This window comes from Pseudomonas sp. ZS1P83, assembly GCF_054897825.1.
On sequence record NZ_CM142706.1, the window covers coordinates 1,985,604 to 2,003,221 of the forward strand.

Genomic DNA, 17,618 nt, shown 5'->3' on the forward strand with positions numbered 1-17,618 from the left:
ATGTTGTGTTCGTTTGTAACTAAACATCTATATGTAGTGTCTGGAGGGCAAATGCAGAGCACGCTGATCGCAGTAGGAAGTAACCGCTTGCACAAACGCGATGGCAGCCAGGTCGCCTTCGATGCCGACAAAATCCGTCAGGCGTTGATCGCCGCCGGCAAGGCGACGGGGGAGTACGGAGAGGTTGAGGTTGAAGGATTGCTTCACGCGGTATTGGCCAGTCTGGAAGGGGTGCCGAGGCTGCATGTCGAGCAAATCCAGGACCGTGTTGAACGGGTGTTGATGGACGCCGGTTTTTTCCTCGCCATGCGTGCCTACATCGTTTACCGCGAACAGCACGGGCGTTTGCGCCGCGACCGCCGGACCCTGGTCGAAGTGGCGACCTCGATGAACGAATACCTGGACCGTGAAGACTGGCGGGTCCAGGCCAACGCCAATCAGGGTTATTCACTGGGCGGACTGGTGTTGAACGTGTCGGGCAAAGTCACCGCCAACTATTGGCTGGACGAGGTGTACAGCGAGGCCATCGGCCAGGCCCACCGCGAGGCGGATTTGCATGTGCACGACCTCGACATGCTTGCCGGTTACTGCGCCGGCTGGTCGCTGCGCACCCTGTTGCACGAAGGGCTCAACGGTGTGCCGGGGCGAGTCGAAGCCGGTCCGCCGAAGCACTTGAGCAGTGCTTTGGGGCAGATGGTGAATTTCCTCGGCACCCTGCAAAACGAATGGGCCGGCGCCCAGGCGTTCAGCTCGTTCGACACCTACCTGGCGCCCTATGTGCGCAAGGATCAACTGAGCTTTCAGGAGGTGCGCCAAGCGATTCAGGAGTTCATCTACAATCTCAACGTTCCCTCGCGCTGGGGCACTCAGACACCGTTCACCAACCTGACCTTCGATTGGGTTTGCCCGCAGGATTTGCGTGAGCAGATCCCCGTCATCGGCGGTGAGGAAATGCCGTTTGCCTATGGCGACCTGCAAGTTGAAATGGAGCTGCTTAACCGCGCCTACATAGAGGTGATGCAGGCCGGCGATGCGAAAGGGCGGGTGTTCACCTTTCCGATCCCGACCTACAACATCACCCAGGACTTTCCGTGGGACAGTGAAAACGCCGACCGTCTGTTCGAGATGACCGCGCGTTACGGCTTGCCGTACTTCCAGAACTTTCTCAATTCGGACCTGCAGCCCAATCAGGTGCGCTCGATGTGCTGCCGCTTGCAGCTGGATGTTCGCGAGTTGCTCAAGCGTGGCGGCGGTCTGTTCGGCTCGGCGGAGCAGACCGGATCGCTCGGCGTGGTGACCATCAACTGCGCGCGGCTGGGTTATGTGTTCAAGGGCGATACCAGCGGTTTGCTGCAGCGCCTGGACACATTGATGGAACTGGCGATGGAGAGCCTGGAGGTCAAGCGCAAAGTCATTCAGCACCATATGGACGCCGGTTTATACCCGTACACCAAGCGTTACCTGGGCACCTTACGCAACCATTTTTCCACCATCGGCCTCAACGGCATGCATGAAATGTTGCGCAATTTCACCGGCGACGAGGAGGGCATGCACACCGAACACGGTCGGCAGTTTGCCTTGAAGATGCTGGACCATGTGCGTGCCACGCTGGTGCGTTTCCAGGAGGAAACCGGCCACATGTACAACCTGGAAGCGACGCCCGCCGAAGGCACGACCTACCGCTTCGCCAAGGAAGACCTCAAACGCTACCCCGACATTCTCCAGGCCGGCAGTACGCAAGCGCCGTATTACACCAACTCCTCACAACTGCCCGTGGGGTACACCGAAGACCCTTTCGAGGCGCTGGAACTTCAAGACGAGCTGCAATGCAAATACACCGGCGGCACGGTCTTGCACTTGTACATGGCCGAGCGGATTTCTTCGACCGAGGCCTGCAAGCAACTGGTGCGCAAAGCCCTTGGGCGTTTCCGCCTGCCGTACCTGACCGTGACCCCGACGTTCTCCATCTGCCCGGTGCACGGCTACCTCGATGGCGAGCATGAGTTCTGCCCCAAGTGCGACGAAGTACTGCTGCTGCGAGAACAGAAACTCGGCACCGTTCATTGATTTCGATCCACTCAACTGCAAGGAGCTTCACCATGACTGCATCGCAAATACTGCCCCAGGCTCAACGTCAACGCTGCGAAGTCTGGACCCGGGTGATGGGCTATCACCGTCCTGTGTCGGCGTTCAATCCGGGCAAGCAGTCAGAGCACCGCGAGCGGGTGCACTTCACTGAAAGCGCGGCACTGGCCGGGCGCCAATGAGTCGAACGCTTCGGGTCGGGGGCATGGTGCCCCTGACCACTATCGACTACCCGGGACAGCTGGCCTGCGTGTTGTTTTGCCAGGGGTGCGCCTGGCGTTGTCGTTACTGCCATAACCCGCAGTTGATCCCGCCTCGTGGCACAGACGAAGTGGATTGGCGGCGGGTGCTGGCGTTTCTGCAACGGCGTCAGGACCTGCTCGATGCCGTGGTGTTCAGTGGCGGAGAACCCACCTTGCAGGACGGTTTGCTTGGCGCCATGGATGAGGTGCGGGCGATGGGATTTCGCATCGGTTTGCACAGCGCCGGCATCAAACCCGCTGCGTTCGCCAAGGCACTGACCGGGGCCGACTGGGTCGGCTTCGATGTCAAGGCGTTGCCCGAGGATTGCCAGGCCATCACCCGGGTCGAGGGTAGCGGAACCGCGAATTGGCGCAGCCTTGAGCATCTGCTGGCCAGCGGTGTCGACTACGAATGTCGGACTACCGTGCATTGGCATCTGTTCGAGCCTGCGCGTTTGTTGATCCTGGCACAGCGTCTGAACGAGCTCGGCGTCAAACGCTTCGCCGTGCAATTGGTCCGCACCGAACGAATGTTCGATCCGCTGCTGCCAAGCGTTTCGGCACAAGCCTTGCTACCTGACTTATGGGAAGCGATGCGCGAGCTGTTTCCAGCCTTCGTGTTGCGGGGGTAGCCGAGGCTGCGGAACAACGTTTAGCAGTGACATCCACCATTAGGTTTTCAAATGCGCTGCCTTTCTGGCAGGTATCAAACGGGGAGCATTTGATATGGCCAAATTAAGCACGGCACACCGCATTGTCATCGGCTTTGCAATTGCGCCGCTGGCATTGATGGGCATGGCGTTTTACGCGTTGCACGATCTGGCAACGCTCAAGGAACAGGCGGTGGTTATCGTCAAGCAGGACTGGCCTAAGATCGATCCGATCATGATCATTGCCACCGGCGTGCGCGATAACGCCAGGAACACCCGGGATTTGCTGATCGATAAAGATAATCAGCAAGTGCAACAGTCGATCGACACCACCAAGAAACGCATCACTCAGGCGCTCGAAACGCTTGAGCCGTTGTTCTATTTGCCAGAAGGCAAAGCCGCTTACGCCGCCCTGAAAAAGAATCGCGAGGCCTATGTCGCTGCGTTCACCCAAGTGCAGGTGTTGATCAGGCAAGGGGCCTTCGATGACGCCATGGCGCAGCTCAAGCAAAAGGTCGTCCCGGCTGAACACCAGGTTTATAAAAGCCTGGATGAGCTGATGGCGCTGCAAGGAAAAATATTCGCCGACCGTGAACAGTCGGCACAGGAACTCTACAGTGATGCCCGGCGCAATATGCTCGGGTTGTTTTTGTTTTGTGTGGCGCTGGTCATCGCCGCCGCGGTGATCGTCACGCGCAGTGTCACCCGGCCACTGGGTGGCGAGCCGGATGATGCCGCACGGTTTTTGAGTCAAATGGCTCAGGGCGACCTGACGATTCAGGTGCCCGTGAGCTCAAGTGTCGGCGGCAGCGTGATGATGAACATGCATCAGATGCAGCAAAGTCTGAATGCCATGGTCAGGCACATCGCGAACTCGGTTGACCAGGTGGCCAGTTCCTCCGAAGAACTGAGTGCGGTCAGCAGCCAGACCAGCAGCAATCTGCAATTGCAGGGGCTGGAGATCGAGCAGGCGGCTACCGCTGTGAACCAGATGACCGCTGCGGTCGACGAGGTGGCGCGCAATGCGGTGAGCACCTCCGAGGCTTCCCGGCAGTCCGAACAAACCGCGCAGCGCGGGCGTGAACAGGTTCAGGAAACCGTGGTTTCAATCGGCGAACTGGCGAATGGCGTCACCGATACCTCGCAACGCATCGAGCAACTGGCGGGCAGGGTGCAGGACATCAGCAAGGTCCTGGATGTGATTCGCAGCATCGCCGAGCAGACCAATTTGCTGGCCCTCAACGCGGCCATTGAAGCGGCCCGCGCCGGGGATGCCGGACGCGGTTTTGCCGTGGTCGCCGATGAAGTGCGCGCCTTGGCCCATCGCACCCAAGAGTCCACCCAAGAGATCGAGCAGATGATTGGCAACATTCGTCTGGATACCGGCCATGCGGTAACGGCCATGCAAAGCAGCAGCAATCTGGTTCGAGCCACCCTTGAAGTGGCGCAGCGATCGGGCGATGCACTGGACGAAATCACCCGATCGATCTCACAGATCAACGAGCGCAACATGATGATTGCCAGTGCCACGGAAGAGCAGGCGTTGGTGGCTCGAGAGGTGGATCGCAATCTGATGGGTATTCGTAACTTGTCCGAGCAGGTTTTGCTGGGTGCCCAGCATACTCACACCGCGGGTCACGATTTGGCGCAGATGGCGGGGGCGCTGCACCAGACAGTGGCACGTTTTAAAGTCTGAGTGTTCGGGTGGGTGGTTGCAGGAGCGCGCTGAAGTACTCAGGCCCAGCCCCAGAATTGCAACCACCAGCCAAACCCTACCAGGCCGATGGCGAGTAACAGGCAAGTGCTGCCAGCGCAGTGTCGAGCCCGGGAAATGCCTTCGCGGTCCAGTCGTTTCCAGCCCAGCAACAGGCTCCAGCCCATCGCGACCATTAACAAACAAGCCCTGGCCGGTTGTACCCACTCCAGCAGCAGGCCCTCGTAGCGCAGCAATTTCACCGTTGTGGCGGACAGCCCGAGAAACAATCCGGCACCACCCAGGGGCGTGAGTGTCAGTGCCAGGGGCCAATACAGTGCGCGGTCTTGCGCCAGTCGAGCCGTCAGGCGCAGAAGGATCATCAACGCCGTGCCCAACACCATAGAACTCAAACTCAAGTAAGCGACGATGCTGAAACCGTCGAGCCAACTGAAACTGTCGTTGAGTTGCGGGTAATGGGTGAGCAGCCACCAGGGCGCGTTGTCCTGTAGGGCCCAGAGTTGGTCGTGCTCAACCAGCCATTGGGCGAGTGTTTGTTTGAGGGCGACGAACCATGGACTGACCGTCCACTGAAACGCGCCCATCGCCAGGCCAATCACACCGAACAGCAGTAAGCGCGCGTCCCACGGTGAAAGCGTCTGCGCGGTCACATGAAGAATCTCTTTGTTGCTGGAGCGGGCGATCAACTGAACCGCACCGCGTTGTCCGCTGCAGCGTCCGCAGGCGTGGCAGTCGCTGGCGCCTTGCAGTCGACGGATATCGAGCAAGGGCGCGCAGTTGGGCGGCGGCAGGCGCGGCGCGGCATTTTCCATCCAGCGTTGTTCGTCCACCTGAAAATGCACGGGCGCCAGGCGGGCGAGCAGGGAGAAGACGCCGCTGACCGGGCATAGGTAACGACACCAGACTCGCTTGCCCCGGGCGAACAGCAGACCGACGGCGACCGCCGCGACAGTCGAGCCACCCAGAATCAATAACGCCGCCTGGGCGTAGTCATAGACGCTGATCAACTGGCCGTAGAGGGTCGTCAGGCAGAACGCGAGGGTTGGCCAGCCGCCCCAGCGCAACCAGCGCGGTACACCCAAACCTTTGCCGTAATGGCTGGCCCATTCGCTGAGCGAGCCTTCCGGACAGAGAACACCACACCAGAGTCGGCCGAACAGCACGATCGACAGCAGCACGAACGGCCACCAAATGCCCCAGAACAAAAACTGCGCGAACAGGGTCAGGTTGTCGAGCAGCCGTGCCTGGCTGTCCGGGAGCGGCAACACCGCCGGGATCACCAACAGCAAAACATAGAAAAGCACAACGGCCCACTGCACGGCACGAATGACCGGCGCATGGCGACGCATGCCATCGCCCAGGCGCTGCAGCCATCGATTGCGACGACTCAGCTCAGGCATGGGACTTTTTCCGCAGCACGTTGACGCAGCCAACCGCTGACGGCCAGACAGTATCCTGCCAGCATCAGTAAAGTCATGCCGCTGGGCGTCGCGCGATAGCCGGCAAATCCGGCAAGAAAGCCACCCAATCCATGGCTGTCGCTGAGTACTGCGCTGCTGTCCCAAAGCGCTTCGCCAACGAGGCTGTACATCACCTCCGGCAAATCCAGGGCGAGTAATTGACCGCCGATTCGCTCGGTGCCGCTGACCAGTAATGCTGCACCGAGCATCAGCAATACAGCTTCGCTGATGGCAAAGAATCGCTGCCACGAAATAAACCGGCGACTGCTGTGCAGCAGCGCAATCGTCAGCACCGACAACGCCAGTCCCAATGCGCCGCCGGCGGCAAACAAACCGAGCTGCGGACCTCGTAACTGAGCACCGGCGCCATAGAGAAAGACCACCGTTTCACTGCCTTCGCGGCTGACGGCGAGCATGGCCAGCAGTAACAGACCTGCGCCACCTTGCCGGGCCAGGTGGTTATCGGCATGTCGTTGCAAATCGTGCTTGAGCGTGCGCCCGTGGCGGTGCATCCAGCCGACCATTTGCACAATCAGCAGGCTGGCAACCAGCGCGAGTGCGGCCTGGAACCATTCACTGGCTGAGCCGCTCATGGCCTCACCGGCAAACAGAATCAACACCGCCAGCAGGCCCGAAAGCATCAACCCCAGCACGACACCGGCCCACACGTACTTCGCCAGCCGATGACCCTGATGCTGCTGGCTGATCCAGGCCTGAAGAATGCCGATCACCAGCAGCGCTTCGACGCTTTCGCGCCAGACAATGAACATTGATTGATTCATGGAAACTCCGATTTTGAACGGTTTATTTCGCGAGGATGCCGCCCTCGGGCAGTTGCGGATTGAACTCGTCAAAGAAGGGATAGCGACCAGGCCTGAGGGGATGAATGACCACGAAGGTTGTCACGCCCGGCGACAGTACTTTTTCAACCCGCAATGGCGTGCTCTCGAATTCGGCTGGCCCTTGACCGATATTTTTCAGGATGATTTTGAAGCGCTGTCCGGCCGGAACCTCCAGCAAGGCGGGGGAGAAGTGGCCATCGCGAAGGCTCAGCTCATAGCTGGGCAACTCGGCATAAGCCGTCAATGGCACCACTGCTCCGGCAAGGATCAGCCAGGCAATGTGCAGGCGCTTCATTCAATAGCCGCCTTTTTTACCGATGCCGGCGTAGATGAACTCATAGTGCAATTCGCAGCGTTCAAACCAGGGGGCTACGCCGGTTTCCTTATCGGTATGGCGGCCAAGGGACCCATGACCGCCGGGTGGCAGGACGGTGAAGGTCAGCTGATATTTGCCTGGACCGAGCAGCTTTACATTGTCGCCATAGTGCGGACCGTCATTGGCGACCATGGCGTGGAAATCGCCTTTGAGATCGTTCTCATTGCCCTGTTTTTTCAGGTTGAACGAAACATTGAGGTAGGGCACAAAACTGCCTTCCTGAAAGCCTTGTCGATTGTCCGCCGTGGCGCGAATGTCGGCTTCCAGATGCACATCGGAATCCGCAGTGGCCCGCATCATTCCGGCAGGTGCCATCTCGATCGGCTGCAAATACACCGCCCCGACTTCCAGCCCTGGACACAACTGGGGTTCCCCGATCGGGTATTCCTTGGCTTGAGCCAGCGGTGTGAGCAAGAGCAGGGCAAGTGACAGCGAAAAGGTCGTACGCATGATGTCTTCCTGGGCACTACGAGTAGGAGCCCGAGTGTAGGAAGCTTTCTTGCGAATAATAATGATTGTTATCAAGTTTGCAGCGATTAAGGCTATGAATCGGAACGCTTTCGAAATCGCTCCGCGCGGTCAACGCTGTCGCTCATCTGAGCCGCCGCGTGAATCGTTAGAGGATGCTGGGTGAAACCGGGTCTGGGTGAAATGTAGGCGGCCATTTCGCGGGCGACGGCTATCTGTTGATCCGAACCTTGTGTCAGTAACGCAATGACCAGATTTTCCAGAGCAATCACCCGGACACGAAGGTGTACCAGTTCTGCATTGGTCAAGTCGGGGGGAGAGGAAAATGCTTCTGCATCGAATGATTTTTCCGCGCCTTTATCATCCCAGGTCGACAATTGGACAGGGCTCTGTTTTCCGGCAGGTGGTTTTTTACCCAGCATAAGAGGCATCTCCAGGTGTTTTTATGTGGCTGCCCAAGGGCCGGAAAAGCGCTGTGACGTAGCCGATTTCCCGGCAGGATGAAGCTTAGCTGTAAGACTGACATTGAGTGCGAGCTTTCGACTTCAGTCTTGATCCGTATCAAGGGCATTTTTGCGCAAGCGATGTAGGTTGGAGGCACATCCTAGAGGCGAACAGGGGATCGACATGGCCAAGAATTTTCCCATAAGCCCCAAGCACCCCGAGCGCATTTGCTGGGGCTGCGACAGATACTGCCCAGCCAATTCCCTGGCGTGCGGCAATGGTTCCGACAGGACAATGCATCCGGCCGAAATGATCGGAGACGATTGGTATCTGCATGGGGACTGGGGCATTGAACCGTTGATCGCGGTAAAAGATGTAACGGACGATCCCAGCCGGGAGGGCTGAGCAACCCCCTTGAAACATAGAAACCGCCTGACAGAATTTTTTTTGAAATCAAGGGGTTGCCAGCCTCGGGAAATCAGTACATAATTCACGCCATCGAAAGCACTGACTGCTGAAAAAGCTCAATGTTTTCAAGGAGTTAGATCACGTATCTGATTCCAAATTTGTACGCGTTTGATGTTGTGCTACATGACATCAGATGTTTGAGGCCGAGTAGCAAAATGGTTATGCAGTGGATTGCAAATCCACCTACGCCGGTTCGATTCCGACCTCGGCCTCCACTTTAAACGAGCTCCGTAGATCTATGATTTACGGAGCTTTTTTATTTGCACTGTCCTGCAAGATTTAGTCTTGAAAAGGACAGTCGCGAACTTGCTTCGCGGGGGCGGGATGTATATATTTCCCCCTCTGCTGCACAAGCGTCAGAACTGCCAGATCGTTATCTGACAGTCTTCAGACTGCTTCACCGCGCTACCGCCCGAATGGCGAAACTGGTAGACGCATGGGACTTAAAATCCCCCGTTCGTAAGGACGTGCCGGTTCGATTCCGGCTTCGGGCACCATCTGAAATCAAGGGTTTGCGAGCGAAAGCTGATGCAAACCCTTGTTTGTTTCTGGTCCGCTATTTTAGAGTTGGTCCGCAATTCACTTAGTTGGGGAGACTTTCTTGCCCTTGCGGTTGCGGATGTACTGCTCCGTCATAACAACGGTGGTATGCCCAAGTTGATCCTTGGCCTGCATGATGTCGCCACTGGATTCGGCCTTGTCCGTACCGGCCTTTGCGCGCAAATCACGCATTTGGAACTCTGGCTTGGAAACTCCAGCGGCCTCCCTCGCCATGTCAAACCTCCTGCGCAACATCGCCGCCGTCATCGGTGCGCCATCCTCTGACACTATCAGCCGCGTCGAGCGGTCCTTGCGCCCTGACTTTCGGGACATGATTCGATCAATCAATACCTTCAGTTCGCCAGTCACCTCGATCCGTCGCTTGGCCTTTGTCTTTCCCTGAAGCACCCAAATTTGGCCATCGCGGACATCCCGTTCGTCCATCAGTCGTGTGTCAGTCACTCGCTGGCCGGTCAGATAGGCCAGGTCCATGGCATCTTGCAGGCCGACATCGGCCTTGTCGTGCACGCGCTTGAAGAGTTCGTCCTCGACATATGTGTCCCGGCCTGTCTCTTTATTGCCCTTGATACCGGCGCATGGGTTGGCCAGCGATGTGTAGCCCTTATCCCTGGCATAGTTCCAAATTGCGCTGAACAGCGCCTTTTCTCGGTTTGCTCGGACCGGCGCTGACTTGCGCCAAGTGAGGTACTGGCGAACATGTAGCGGTTCGATTGTTTCCAGTGGTGCTGGCGGGTCATCGAAGAAAGCGATTAGATTCTTTAGCTCACGCTTATTGTCGAGCTGAGTTGCGGCGCCTTTTGTGGGCACGATATCGACCATGTACTTTTCAGCGACGTAGCGAAAGGTAATCACCTTCGCGACCAGGTCGGTCGCGGTACGATCCCGCTCCAGTTTTGCGTACTCCATGATCGCCAGTCCATAGTCGCTGCCCAGCGGAATCTCTTTGCGGTCCTTTCCGCCAGTGTCGTAGTAGTAGAAAACCCGGCCGCTGGCTTTCTTGCGCTCTCGGAGCCTGGCTATAGAGCCGGGTTTACTTGGTCGTCTTCCCATTTCAGCATGCCTTGCGTGATTTCCATGCGGTTTTTTCTGGCTCGAACATACCGACGGCGGTAACAGCCATCACAGTTACGCTTGGCCAACCGTTCATCTTGATGGTGTGCCTGACGCCGTTTTTCTTGAGGTTAAGAATCTGTCCTGCCTTGGTCCGCGCGCCGGTCAGCTCGCAAACCTCCTGGTGCGATAAAAATTGAATGCTCATGAGCTGCTCCATGCCGCGCGTGGCGGCAGAAGGTGGTTATTGGTTTAAGCTGCTGCTCGGATCGCTCGGCCAGCGTTACCGCGCCGAGTCATCAGAGCCTGAAGTCGATATGCGTGGAATCGACGGCCGTCCTGTGACCTGATCTCCGGCGCAAGGTCGGCCAGGTCCTCGTCGAGGCGGCCGAAGTAGTAGAGGTGTTCGCCGTCACCACCCCATTCAGGCTGAACGGTCGCCCAGGTTCGCGCTTCAACGCAGGGCATGCAGGTTTTGAAGGTGTCCATGTCGCCATCCCAGCGGCCCGTGACAAGGCTGTACTGTTGGCCAGGCTGAATGACGCCGTAGCACTCACAGCATTTGTGCACCTTGCGAGCGGTGGGCGTGGATTCCGTTTGAAAATCGGACATAGCGATTCCTCGCCCGCCGTTCACCGGCAGGCTGGTAGGTGGAAGAGGGGTTGTGATTTCGGCATCTGATCGGCTGCCAACTGGTACCGAGCTAAGATAGGAGTTCTAACTTTTGAGGTGCCTATGAAACAACTGCTTACGCTTGCATCAATGATTACTGGAATGCTGTCGGCGCTCTTCTGGGGCCTATCCGCTTTCGCAAAAGTACAAGCTCCTAAGGAGCGTAGAGAGGCGGGCAACATGACATATCGAGATGGATCCATTGTTTTCGGTGGAAACGACCTAGCTGCTACATTGAAGCGTCAATCCCTATGGAATAGCTGGGCTGCGGGTGCGGCTGCGCTCGCCACCATCCTGCAGGTCTTGGCAAATTATCTCCCCGAAGGCAGCTAAAGTGCCAATTCGACCTGGGTTTCTCGCTGCCAAATCGGGGAGCTATTATGCGACTCGATGCGGTCTGCGATGACGTTGGCGCGCTGACCGGCAGTGGGCGGGGCGTACATGCCGAAGCGACTGATGCTGCCGCCATTCACCGCGGCGTTTGTGGAGTCAGCGGAGGCGAAGGGCAGGTACTGGAAAATCGCGGGGTCGAGCATTCGCAGGCCGTGAAGCCTGCAAGCTGGGCGTCCCTGGTCGTCGCAGATGACGTCCATCGCTGAACTGATCCGCTTCCACCATGCTGGTGTTCCTGGACTCGCCCACTGTCCAGAACTGCCGATGGCTACCGTCGGCCAGTCAGCAGACAGGCGAGCAAGTCGCTCGAGCGATTCGTGCAGATGCCATACCGGTACACCGCGCAATTCCGCCGGCCATGCCGCCAGAAGTGCGTCGTTTGCAACTTCATCGCCGTCGATAACATCGGGGATCAGCGCCCAATCGAATCCCGGGTGCCGGTGCCACTGCTCAACCCAACGGGTGTATCCGTCGACGTCTAGGGTGCCGCCTTTCTTCCAGACCGAAAACGCACCGTTGTCGAAGACGAACGACTGGCAGACATCGGCGACAATGCCCATATCGTCCTGCCGCGGGAAAGGCACCAACGCATGCCGGCCGGCGAGGAAGCGGGCACCATCCTGCCGAGTGCCGCCGATTGGCGTTCCGTGATAAGCGATCATCCGCTGAGCCTCACTGTTTCGATCTCGACGCCCTGGTGTGTGGCGATAATGGTTTGATCGCCGCCTAGGGATTCGGCCAGTTGGTCGGCGATCTGTTCGTGCCAACCCTTTTTGATCAGCGCTGTGGCCGCCTTGATTTGTTCGACGCGGATCATCGTTGGAGATCGAACTTCGAGTCGATATATGATCAGTTCTCCGTCGGACGGGCACAGTGCTGCGAAGGCGTGGCGGTAAATATTCAGTCCGGCCTGTTTGTTTTTTCTGTGCATGAGTTTGCCTCGTTGCTATATTGCTGCGGCTTATTTGGAAGGGCATTGATTAGTAAAACGCGAGTGCGGTTACGTGCAGGAAGAAGGGCTGAATAAGGGAGCTTATGAAATCAATCACCGCAATTATTGAATGGTATGGCCCATATGATTACGCCGGAGCCAAAGAGGCAATGGCCAATGATTATGGTGATGGTTTATATATGTTTGTAGGTAAGCTAGCGGGAGAGTCAAGGTCAAAGTTACAGTATGTTGGGATCGCAAAAAACCTCAGAACCAGACTCAACGCAAGACATCCGATACTTTCACAGTTTCTAGCTGAACACCCGAGCTATAAGGGGTTGTGGCTAGGAGAGGTTGTTTCGCCACGTACGCCCGGAAAGAAGCTAAAAGCAACCGATCAAATGCTCGATCTTGCAGAGTGGGCACATGCATTTTTTTTGCAATTACCTTTAAATACTCAAAAAAAGAAATCTCCACCCGAGAGGCCTATTGTTGTTTACAATCGATGGTGGAGGACGGATTACGAAACTCCACACACTGTACGTCCTAACGGGGCTTGGCCTGATTTGATTGATTGGGTTGGAGAAGATCACCCGGCTAAGTTGGCTTGGTTTGGTGGTAAGTTTATAAATAAACATGCCGATGAGTTTAAAACCTAAATTGCCTAGTTGCCAGTAAAGCGACTGCATTGGGGGAGGCGGAGTTACAAGTGGAGTTTTCGAGCGGCGGGAGAGGATCTCCGTTCGGGTAGCGCTCGATGATTTCCATCAGTCGCTCGCACTCGGCGTCGGATGGCTTGGTGGTCAACTCATCAATCCGCTGATCCGCTGCGTTCAGGCGCAGCTGCAGAGCGTCACGCTCTGCTGTTACCCGATCGAAGTCATGCAGCAAGCCTTGGGCGATGTTGTAAAACTGGAGTCGAGCGATTGTGCTCGACATGGCAATGGTGATCGGCGCCTGAATTGCCACCCGGGTTACTTCGCTCATCATGCAATCTCCATCGACACCAGATCATGGGCATTCACAACTGTCATGCCGAGGCGTTCAGCGATCAGCACTTCGAGGCGGGCGCCCTTTGAGGTGTGCCACCCGGGCAGCCTGGCCACGGTGTCGCACTCCATCAGGGCGGCGATGTCACGGCGCATGCAGTCGTTCCAGGAGCCGCCGTCAGGGTTGAGCTCGGCGGGGTTGGTGACGGTGTGGCCAGCGTCGCGCAGCTTGGCGGTCATTGCGGCGAAGGCGGGGAAGTTGAGGCCGGGCAGGCCGGTCATTGGCCCGCTGAGGTAGATGCGCTTCATGCTGCCACCGTGTCGTGGCCAGGGCAGCCATTACCCGAAAAGTCGAACCCTTCGCACGGCGACCCGAACGGCAGAACTTCTTTACCCTGGGCCAGAGCCTCAAGCAGATGATCCTTCGCCTCATCGGCGGTGCACTCACGGCCACCTTCCATACTGAACATGCCTTTGAGTTGGCGCTTGCTGAAGTCCCGCAAGGCGCCGCGAACGCTTAGATGGATGTGGAAGGTGCGACCGTGGGGGCCGAATGGATCTGCCGGCCGGTTTTCTGTGGGCATGGGGCGTCCTCGCCGGTGATGGCTTATTGATATTCTTGCGTGATTGAGTTAGATTTCCTGCCGCTCAGCCTCCTGCGGAAAGCTTTGGCTTTCCAGAGGTGGCAGAGTGGCCGAATGCACCGACCTGATAAGTCGGCGAATGGGCAACCGTTCCATGGGTTCGAATCCCATCTTCTCCACAAAACCCCTTCCAGTAATGGAGGGGGTTTTGTGGTTCTGGGGTATAGATCTATGCCGCGAGTCGCTGATAAAGCTCGATGATGTCGGCGGCGTTAGCCGGGTCGTGCCTGGGCGGTGGAGTGAGTGGTAGGTAGTTCAGCCGTAAGGGCTGGGAGTGATCTGCTTGAGGATGCGCTGGCCGATCCAGCGAACAACGGTGACCGCCTTGCTGTTCCCGATCGCCTTGTAGCGCGGGCCGTCGGCGTCTCGGACGTACCAGGCTCTGCTTTTCTTCGCCTGGCGGACGTCCATGCCGTCGGCGATGCACTGCTCTGGTGTTTCGTCGGCGTCCAGCTTCCGCCAGCCATCCCAGGGGATCAGCGTGTAATCGTCGGGCATCCCCTGGAGGCGTTCGCACTCTCTGGGGGTTAGGCGCCGAACACCAGCGCTGCCCTGAGTGATCGGTTGGCCCCGCCCAGTGCCGTCCTCGCTGCCGTCGAAGCCGTCGGCCTTCAGCGTGTGGGTGATGTCGCCAGTGATGCATACAGCGACTTGGCCGCCACCGTTGGCGTGGCTTCCGGAGTGGTTCATGGCGCGCAGGGTCGGCGATATTGAACCAGCATCGGCGCCGTGGTCCTTGCACGAGAAGGCGAGCACGACGTTTTCCTGTCCGCTGTTTCGTCCCAACGCAAAGGCCGTCGAATCGCTGACGCCTGGGTCTTGCGTGCCATGCACAACCAGCAGGCCAGATTCCGCATCTTGCTGTGTTGCGCTGCCGGCCGCCTTGCCGTTGGCGTTGAGCGTCCCGGCCACAATGAACACTTCGGAGTCGGCGCGATGACTGCACTGAGCTTGCGCCCGGAGTGCCGGGGCAGTGATCGGAATGTCGTCGAGCGAATACCCTCCGGACTTGCGTCCGCCGCCGGCGAGCGTCGGCGCAACGAAGAACGTCTCGCTTTCCATGTCCATGCGAGTGTCCTTCGCGGTCAATGTCGCTGACCGCTCGACCGAACCGCCCAGGCTGTGCCCGCCGAATGCCGGTATGCCGCCGAACATTGAAACTGCCGGGCCTTCATCGCCTTCGCAATTCACGCAGCCGTACGGTCCGAGTTCGTCGCCGAACACATGCCCGCATCCGCACTGGAGCGCAGGGCCGAAAGGAGCTGTTCCGGTAACGTCTTGCCCCTCGCCTCGGCGCGGCGCAGTATCCCGGCGCACGCCTTCTCGCTCAAAAAGTACCTCGGTGGGATCGAATCCGTTTCGAGCACTTGCGATAACGAACACACGGCGGCGTCGTTGGGCCAGGCCGAAATATTGGGCGTCCAGGATCCGCCACGCGATTGTTCTTTTGGGTCCATACACACAACCAGCGTCCGGCCACCTTTTCCCTGAAGGCTGCAGTTCGCAGTCTTCCCCAGCAAGCGCGCCAAGAAAGCATCCGAAGGCGTTCCCTTTATCACTGAGGACGCCGGGGACGTTTTCCCAAACGATGACACAGGGCGGCTTTCTGTTGCCGGCGCGAACATAGTCAGTTGCATCTGCGAGCTCCACGTATTTGATGGTGAGGGCGCCGCGCGGGTCGAGCAGCCCCTGGCGCATGCCGGCGACACTGAAGGCCTGGCACGGGGTGCCGCCGACCAGCACGTCCGGTGCGGCGATCTTGCCGGCCAGGACCAGGGCCCCGAGCTTGGTCATGTCGCCGAGGTTCGGCGTGTTCGGGTAGTGGTGGGCCAGCGCCGCACTGGGGAATGCCTCGATCTCGGCGAACCAGGTGGCTCGCATGCCGAGCGGCTTCCATGCAAGTGTTGCCGCCTCGATGCCGGAGCAGACCGAGCCGTAAGTGATTTCCATGAGGCTTCCTCGGCGGGGTGGTTCAGGTTTTTTCGAATTCGCGAGCATGGGCAGGAAATGTCAGGCGCTGCTGAATGCCAAGCATCAGCGTGCTGACCTTGGTGCCTTTGCAGAATACCGTGGCAGGTGGAAGCTTCACGTCACAGGGCAGCGCCTGTTCGCCGTGGGCCAGCGACTCTTCAACGTACCGCCCCATCTCTGACCAAACGTGAATCTCGAGTCGGAGCTCGGCTCGTACCACTTCAACGATCCACATTGGAAGAGTGACCAAGCGCTCGTCACGGCAAGCCTCTTTATTTTCTGTAGGCATAGAGATACCTCGCGGCTATAGTTTTGCGACTGGAATAAGGGGCATGCGATTGTCTATTTGCTTAGCGTTGACTGATGCGGACTGGTCGGTGACGAAGGATGTATTTTCTGTTGTCGGAACAATAATCAGCGGTGCTGCTGTGTGGGTTGCTTTCCGCTTTGGTCGGGAAGGGCTTCATACCTGGCGGCGTCAGCTCAGAGGTTCTGCCGATCACGATCTCGCACGCCGCTTGCTCATCGAACTTTACAAACTTCGAGATGGAATACAGAGAGCAAGATCACCGGCGATTTTTTCATTTGAAGCCATACCCTTTGAGGGTGAGGTGGTATCTGCTGACCCACAGCGAGCCAGCTATGACTACACTGCGCGGGCGTATCGTCGCCGGCTGACGGCAATGGACGATGCTCGAAACCCGCTACGGGCAACCATGCTTGAGGCAGAGGCTGTATGGGGAAATGATCTAAAGGATCTCATGGAGCATGTTTTCAAGCTTGAACGCGAGTTTGTTAATTATGTTCGGCTTTACCTCAATTCCCTCAGTCCTGAGGTTACCGTTCAGGCACTCTTCGCGCGCCAGGGTCAGCTGGAAAAGCTCCGGGATGTTCTGTATGACTTGAACGGACCAGAGGACGTTTACTGGGTCGAGATGAAGCAAACCCTCCTGGAAGTCGAAAATCACTTACGCGCTCGCCTCATCTCTAATTGAACTCTTCGGCGGGGATCCTCGCCGGCTGGCGTGATTTTTTAAAATAAGGTATTTGTGTTCGGCCCGGCATGGAGCCGGATCAAGGAGATACAGATGAGTTCGATCGACGATGTGGCAGTGGTTCAGCACAAGGGCCGTACATTCAATGCTGTCCCGTATCTAACCAATGGAAGAATTTCGAAGTTTCTGATCATGAAGCCAGGGTCGGACGAGGTGCTTCATAACGTTGAAGGCCCGTGGATCTCGGAAGAAATGGCTAGGCTGAACATCAAAGCGCGAGTCATGGCACTTATTGACTCAGGAGCGCTTTAATCATCAAGGCCAATTCGCAGCTCTTCTCTGCGATAAGCCAGCTCCAATTTCCGCGACACGTTTTCGGGTATCACGTATTCGTGTCGCGGCGGATCCAGCAGAGGCAGACACTTTTGAGGCCCCATTGCATGCAGATGGTGGATCATCAGCGTAATGGCCTCGCCCTGTTCCTCGATGCCGCTCCAGGCCATCAGTTCAGCCAGGGCCTGACGGGTGCCGGCCATGCAGTGCAGCCTGATTTCTTCCTCGCCGCGAGTCTTTCGCCTCGCCGCAGTCTTTGCTGATCGATCTTTCTGCGCGGCTGCCATGGCCAACCTCTTCAATTCCGTGGGCCGGTAGATCCAGCCATGT

25 protein-coding genes and 3 tRNA genes are annotated in these 17,618 nt (G+C 57.8%); 12 read left to right on the top strand and 16 right to left on the bottom strand.

Annotation, left to right across the window (positions count from 1 at the left end; genetic code table 11):
• The first annotated feature begins 51 nt into the window (after positions 1-51).
• From ACYZT0_RS09555 to ACYZT0_RS09570, 4 genes are all read left to right on the top strand, one after another.
• Complete coding sequence (locus ACYZT0_RS09555) at positions 52-2,067, top strand: ribonucleoside triphosphate reductase (protein ID WP_462045603.1); 2,016 nt, start codon at positions 52-54, stop codon at positions 2,065-2,067.
• A gap of 32 nt (positions 2,068-2,099) precedes the next feature.
• On the top strand, positions 2,100-2,267 hold the full coding sequence (gene nrdD / locus ACYZT0_RS09560) for an anaerobic ribonucleoside-triphosphate reductase (RefSeq protein ID WP_216744469.1): 168 nt from the start codon (positions 2,100-2,102) through the stop codon (positions 2,265-2,267).
• Entirely contained in the window at positions 2,264-2,959 is a 696-nt protein-coding gene (locus tag ACYZT0_RS09565; protein ID WP_462045604.1) for an anaerobic ribonucleoside-triphosphate reductase activating protein, read from the top strand. Before nrdD ends, ACYZT0_RS09565 begins: the two co-directional genes overlap by 4 nt.
• A 94-nt stretch (positions 2,960-3,053) precedes the next feature.
• Positions 3,054-4,673, top strand: a complete 1,620-nt coding sequence (locus ACYZT0_RS09570; protein WP_462045605.1) for a methyl-accepting chemotaxis protein — start codon at positions 3,054-3,056, stop codon at positions 4,671-4,673.
• Between the two features lie 38 nt (positions 4,674-4,711).
• On the opposite strand, the gene ACYZT0_RS09575 is transcribed toward ACYZT0_RS09570, so the two are convergent.
• From ACYZT0_RS09575 to ACYZT0_RS09595, 5 genes are all read right to left on the bottom strand, one after another.
• Positions 4,712-6,091, bottom strand: coding sequence for a 4Fe-4S binding protein (locus tag ACYZT0_RS09575; protein WP_462045606.1), 1,380 nt, complete (start codon positions 6,089-6,091; stop codon positions 4,712-4,714).
• Positions 6,079-6,933 carry an FTR1 family iron permease gene (locus ACYZT0_RS09580; RefSeq protein WP_462045607.1) on the bottom strand — a complete coding sequence of 285 codons (855 nt, stop codon included), beginning with the start codon at positions 6,931-6,933 and terminating at the stop codon, positions 6,079-6,081. The genes ACYZT0_RS09575 and ACYZT0_RS09580 overlap by 13 nt, the downstream gene beginning before the upstream one ends.
• A gap of 22 nt (positions 6,934-6,955) precedes the next feature.
• On the bottom strand, positions 6,956-7,288 hold the full coding sequence (locus tag ACYZT0_RS09585; protein ID WP_462045608.1) for a cupredoxin domain-containing protein: 333 nt from the start codon (positions 7,286-7,288) through the stop codon (positions 6,956-6,958).
• Positions 7,289-7,819 carry an iron transporter gene (locus tag ACYZT0_RS09590; RefSeq protein ID WP_462045609.1) on the bottom strand — a complete coding sequence of 177 codons (531 nt, stop codon included), beginning with the start codon at positions 7,817-7,819 and terminating at the stop codon, positions 7,289-7,291.
• Positions 7,820-7,911: 92 nt separating this feature from the next.
• A complete protein-coding gene (locus ACYZT0_RS09595; RefSeq protein WP_462045610.1) occupies positions 7,912-8,259 on the bottom strand; it encodes a hypothetical protein in 348 nt (115 codons plus the stop codon).
• A gap of 205 nt (positions 8,260-8,464) precedes the next feature.
• Between ACYZT0_RS09595 and ACYZT0_RS09600 the strand changes: the two genes are divergently transcribed.
• From ACYZT0_RS09600 to ACYZT0_RS09610, 3 genes are all read left to right on the top strand, one after another.
• A complete protein-coding gene (locus tag ACYZT0_RS09600; protein ID WP_282375801.1) occupies positions 8,465-8,686 on the top strand; it encodes a DUF3079 domain-containing protein in 222 nt (73 codons plus the stop codon).
• Positions 8,687-8,890: 204 nt separating this feature from the next.
• Positions 8,891-8,964: transfer RNA gene (locus ACYZT0_RS09605), tRNA-Cys, on the top strand.
• Between the two features lie 195 nt (positions 8,965-9,159).
• A tRNA-Leu gene (locus ACYZT0_RS09610) sits at positions 9,160-9,246 on the top strand.
• Positions 9,247-9,328: 82 nt separating this feature from the next.
• Here ACYZT0_RS09610 and ACYZT0_RS09615 read toward each other — a convergent pair.
• From ACYZT0_RS09615 to ACYZT0_RS09625, 3 genes are read right to left on the bottom strand one after another with little or no spacing between them, the layout of a single operon-like run.
• Entirely contained in the window at positions 9,329-10,360 is a 1,032-nt protein-coding gene (locus ACYZT0_RS09615; RefSeq protein ID WP_462045611.1) for a tyrosine-type recombinase/integrase, read from the bottom strand.
• Position 10,361: 1 nt separating this feature from the next.
• Positions 10,362-10,568, bottom strand: a complete 207-nt coding sequence (locus ACYZT0_RS09620) for a DUF4224 domain-containing protein (protein ID WP_462045612.1) — start codon at positions 10,566-10,568, stop codon at positions 10,362-10,364.
• A 44-nt stretch (positions 10,569-10,612) separates the two neighbouring features.
• Positions 10,613-10,972, bottom strand: a complete 360-nt coding sequence (locus tag ACYZT0_RS09625; RefSeq protein WP_462045613.1) for a hypothetical protein — start codon at positions 10,970-10,972, stop codon at positions 10,613-10,615.
• Positions 10,973-11,095: 123 nt separating this feature from the next.
• Between ACYZT0_RS09625 and ACYZT0_RS09630 the strand changes: the two genes are divergently transcribed.
• Positions 11,096-11,365 (top strand): hypothetical protein, encoded by a 270-nt coding sequence (locus tag ACYZT0_RS09630; protein ID WP_462045614.1) that lies wholly within the window; start codon positions 11,096-11,098, stop codon positions 11,363-11,365.
• Here the strand turns inward: ACYZT0_RS09630 and ACYZT0_RS09635 are convergent.
• Both ACYZT0_RS09635 and ACYZT0_RS09640 read right to left on the bottom strand, forming a co-directional pair.
• Positions 11,362-12,087 (bottom strand): hypothetical protein, encoded by a 726-nt coding sequence (locus ACYZT0_RS09635; protein ID WP_462045615.1) that lies wholly within the window; start codon positions 12,085-12,087, stop codon positions 11,362-11,364. The genes ACYZT0_RS09630 and ACYZT0_RS09635 overlap by 4 nt on opposite strands.
• Positions 12,084-12,356, bottom strand: coding sequence for a hypothetical protein (locus ACYZT0_RS09640; RefSeq protein WP_462045616.1), 273 nt, complete (start codon positions 12,354-12,356; stop codon positions 12,084-12,086). The genes ACYZT0_RS09635 and ACYZT0_RS09640 overlap by 4 nt, the downstream gene beginning before the upstream one ends.
• 104 nt (positions 12,357-12,460) lie before the next feature.
• On the opposite strand from ACYZT0_RS09640, the gene ACYZT0_RS09645 reads away from it, so the two are divergent.
• Positions 12,461-13,015, top strand: coding sequence for a GIY-YIG nuclease family protein (locus ACYZT0_RS09645; protein WP_462045617.1), 555 nt, complete (start codon positions 12,461-12,463; stop codon positions 13,013-13,015).
• On the opposite strand, the gene ACYZT0_RS09650 is transcribed toward ACYZT0_RS09645, so the two are convergent.
• From ACYZT0_RS09650 to ACYZT0_RS09660, 3 genes are read right to left on the bottom strand one after another with little or no spacing between them, the layout of a single operon-like run.
• Positions 13,005-13,346 (bottom strand): hypothetical protein, encoded by a 342-nt coding sequence (locus ACYZT0_RS09650; protein ID WP_462045618.1) that lies wholly within the window; start codon positions 13,344-13,346, stop codon positions 13,005-13,007. The genes ACYZT0_RS09645 and ACYZT0_RS09650 overlap by 11 nt on opposite strands.
• A complete protein-coding gene (locus tag ACYZT0_RS09655) occupies positions 13,343-13,654 on the bottom strand; it encodes a DUF4406 domain-containing protein (protein ID WP_462045619.1) in 312 nt (103 codons plus the stop codon). The genes ACYZT0_RS09650 and ACYZT0_RS09655 overlap by 4 nt, the downstream gene beginning before the upstream one ends.
• Complete coding sequence (locus ACYZT0_RS09660; RefSeq protein ID WP_462045620.1) at positions 13,651-13,929, bottom strand: hypothetical protein; 279 nt, start codon at positions 13,927-13,929, stop codon at positions 13,651-13,653. Before ACYZT0_RS09660 ends, ACYZT0_RS09655 begins: the two co-directional genes overlap by 4 nt.
• Before the next feature lie 94 nt (positions 13,930-14,023).
• On the opposite strand from ACYZT0_RS09660, the gene ACYZT0_RS09665 reads away from it, so the two are divergent.
• Positions 14,024-14,108 (top strand) — tRNA-Ile (locus tag ACYZT0_RS09665).
• A gap of 136 nt (positions 14,109-14,244) precedes the next feature.
• Here ACYZT0_RS09665 and ACYZT0_RS09670 read toward each other — a convergent pair.
• Both ACYZT0_RS09670 and ACYZT0_RS09675 read right to left on the bottom strand, forming a co-directional pair.
• Positions 14,245-15,939 (bottom strand): DNA cytosine methyltransferase, encoded by a 1,695-nt coding sequence (locus ACYZT0_RS09670; RefSeq protein ID WP_462045621.1) that lies wholly within the window; start codon positions 15,937-15,939, stop codon positions 14,245-14,247.
• Positions 15,940-15,961: 22 nt separating this feature from the next.
• A complete protein-coding gene (locus tag ACYZT0_RS09675) occupies positions 15,962-16,249 on the bottom strand; it encodes a hypothetical protein (RefSeq protein ID WP_462045622.1) in 288 nt (95 codons plus the stop codon).
• 43 nt (positions 16,250-16,292) lie between these two features.
• Between ACYZT0_RS09675 and ACYZT0_RS09680 the strand changes: the two genes are divergently transcribed.
• Both ACYZT0_RS09680 and ACYZT0_RS09685 read left to right on the top strand, forming a co-directional pair.
• Positions 16,293-16,955 (top strand): hypothetical protein, encoded by a 663-nt coding sequence (locus tag ACYZT0_RS09680; protein ID WP_462045623.1) that lies wholly within the window; start codon positions 16,293-16,295, stop codon positions 16,953-16,955.
• A gap of 93 nt (positions 16,956-17,048) precedes the next feature.
• On the top strand, positions 17,049-17,267 hold the full coding sequence (locus ACYZT0_RS09685) for a hypothetical protein (RefSeq protein WP_462045624.1): 219 nt from the start codon (positions 17,049-17,051) through the stop codon (positions 17,265-17,267).
• Here ACYZT0_RS09685 and ACYZT0_RS09690 read toward each other — a convergent pair.
• Entirely contained in the window at positions 17,264-17,575 is a 312-nt protein-coding gene (locus ACYZT0_RS09690; RefSeq protein ID WP_462045625.1) for a hypothetical protein, read from the bottom strand. The genes ACYZT0_RS09685 and ACYZT0_RS09690 overlap by 4 nt on opposite strands.
• Positions 17,576-17,618 lie beyond the last annotated feature (43 nt).

Excerpts from the sequence above, each read along its gene's own strand:
- ACYZT0_RS09570 (WP_462045605.1), top strand. The coding sequence starts at position 3,054 with ATGGCCAAATTAAGCACGGCACACCGCATTGTCATCGGCTTTGCAATT.
- ACYZT0_RS09645 (WP_462045617.1), top strand. The coding sequence starts at position 12,461 with ATGAAATCAATCACCGCAATTATTGAATGGTATGGCCCATATGATTAC.
- ACYZT0_RS09650 (WP_462045618.1), bottom strand. The coding sequence starts at position 13,346 with ATGATGAGCGAAGTAACCCGGGTGGCAATTCAGGCGCCGATCACCATT.
- ACYZT0_RS09660 (WP_462045620.1), bottom strand. The coding sequence starts at position 13,929 with ATGCCCACAGAAAACCGGCCGGCAGATCCATTCGGCCCCCACGGTCGC.
- ACYZT0_RS09655 (WP_462045619.1), bottom strand. The coding sequence starts at position 13,654 with ATGAAGCGCATCTACCTCAGCGGGCCAATGACCGGCCTGCCCGGCCTC.
- ACYZT0_RS09620 (WP_462045612.1), bottom strand. The coding sequence starts at position 10,568 with ATGAGCATTCAATTTTTATCGCACCAGGAGGTTTGCGAGCTGACCGGC.
- ACYZT0_RS09555 (WP_462045603.1), top strand. The coding sequence starts at position 52 with ATGCAGAGCACGCTGATCGCAGTAGGAAGTAACCGCTTGCACAAACGC.
- ACYZT0_RS09565 (WP_462045604.1), top strand. The coding sequence starts at position 2,264 with ATGAGTCGAACGCTTCGGGTCGGGGGCATGGTGCCCCTGACCACTATC.
- ACYZT0_RS09600 (WP_282375801.1), top strand. The coding sequence starts at position 8,465 with ATGGCCAAGAATTTTCCCATAAGCCCCAAGCACCCCGAGCGCATTTGC.
- ACYZT0_RS09635 (WP_462045615.1), bottom strand. The coding sequence starts at position 12,087 with ATGATCGCTTATCACGGAACGCCAATCGGCGGCACTCGGCAGGATGGT.
- ACYZT0_RS09640 (WP_462045616.1), bottom strand. The coding sequence starts at position 12,356 with ATGCACAGAAAAAACAAACAGGCCGGACTGAATATTTACCGCCACGCC.
- ACYZT0_RS09670 (WP_462045621.1), bottom strand. The coding sequence starts at position 15,939 with ATGGAAATCACTTACGGCTCGGTCTGCTCCGGCATCGAGGCGGCAACA.
- ACYZT0_RS09580 (WP_462045607.1), bottom strand. The coding sequence starts at position 6,933 with ATGAATCAATCAATGTTCATTGTCTGGCGCGAAAGCGTCGAAGCGCTG.
- ACYZT0_RS09575 (WP_462045606.1), bottom strand. The coding sequence starts at position 6,091 with ATGCCTGAGCTGAGTCGTCGCAATCGATGGCTGCAGCGCCTGGGCGAT.
- ACYZT0_RS09685 (WP_462045624.1), top strand. The coding sequence starts at position 17,049 with ATGAGTTCGATCGACGATGTGGCAGTGGTTCAGCACAAGGGCCGTACA.
- nrdD (WP_216744469.1), top strand. The coding sequence starts at position 2,100 with ATGACTGCATCGCAAATACTGCCCCAGGCTCAACGTCAACGCTGCGAA.
- ACYZT0_RS09585 (WP_462045608.1), bottom strand. The coding sequence starts at position 7,288 with ATGAAGCGCCTGCACATTGCCTGGCTGATCCTTGCCGGAGCAGTGGTG.
- ACYZT0_RS09615 (WP_462045611.1), bottom strand. The coding sequence starts at position 10,360 with ATGGGAAGACGACCAAGTAAACCCGGCTCTATAGCCAGGCTCCGAGAG.
- ACYZT0_RS09590 (WP_462045609.1), bottom strand. The coding sequence starts at position 7,819 with ATGCGTACGACCTTTTCGCTGTCACTTGCCCTGCTCTTGCTCACACCG.
- ACYZT0_RS09690 (WP_462045625.1), bottom strand. The coding sequence starts at position 17,575 with ATGGCAGCCGCGCAGAAAGATCGATCAGCAAAGACTGCGGCGAGGCGA.
- ACYZT0_RS09680 (WP_462045623.1), top strand. The coding sequence starts at position 16,293 with ATGCGATTGTCTATTTGCTTAGCGTTGACTGATGCGGACTGGTCGGTG.
- ACYZT0_RS09675 (WP_462045622.1), bottom strand. The coding sequence starts at position 16,249 with ATGCCTACAGAAAATAAAGAGGCTTGCCGTGACGAGCGCTTGGTCACT.
- ACYZT0_RS09595 (WP_462045610.1), bottom strand. The coding sequence starts at position 8,259 with ATGCTGGGTAAAAAACCACCTGCCGGAAAACAGAGCCCTGTCCAATTG.
- ACYZT0_RS09625 (WP_462045613.1), bottom strand. The coding sequence starts at position 10,972 with ATGTCCGATTTTCAAACGGAATCCACGCCCACCGCTCGCAAGGTGCAC.
- ACYZT0_RS09630 (WP_462045614.1), top strand. The coding sequence starts at position 11,096 with ATGAAACAACTGCTTACGCTTGCATCAATGATTACTGGAATGCTGTCG.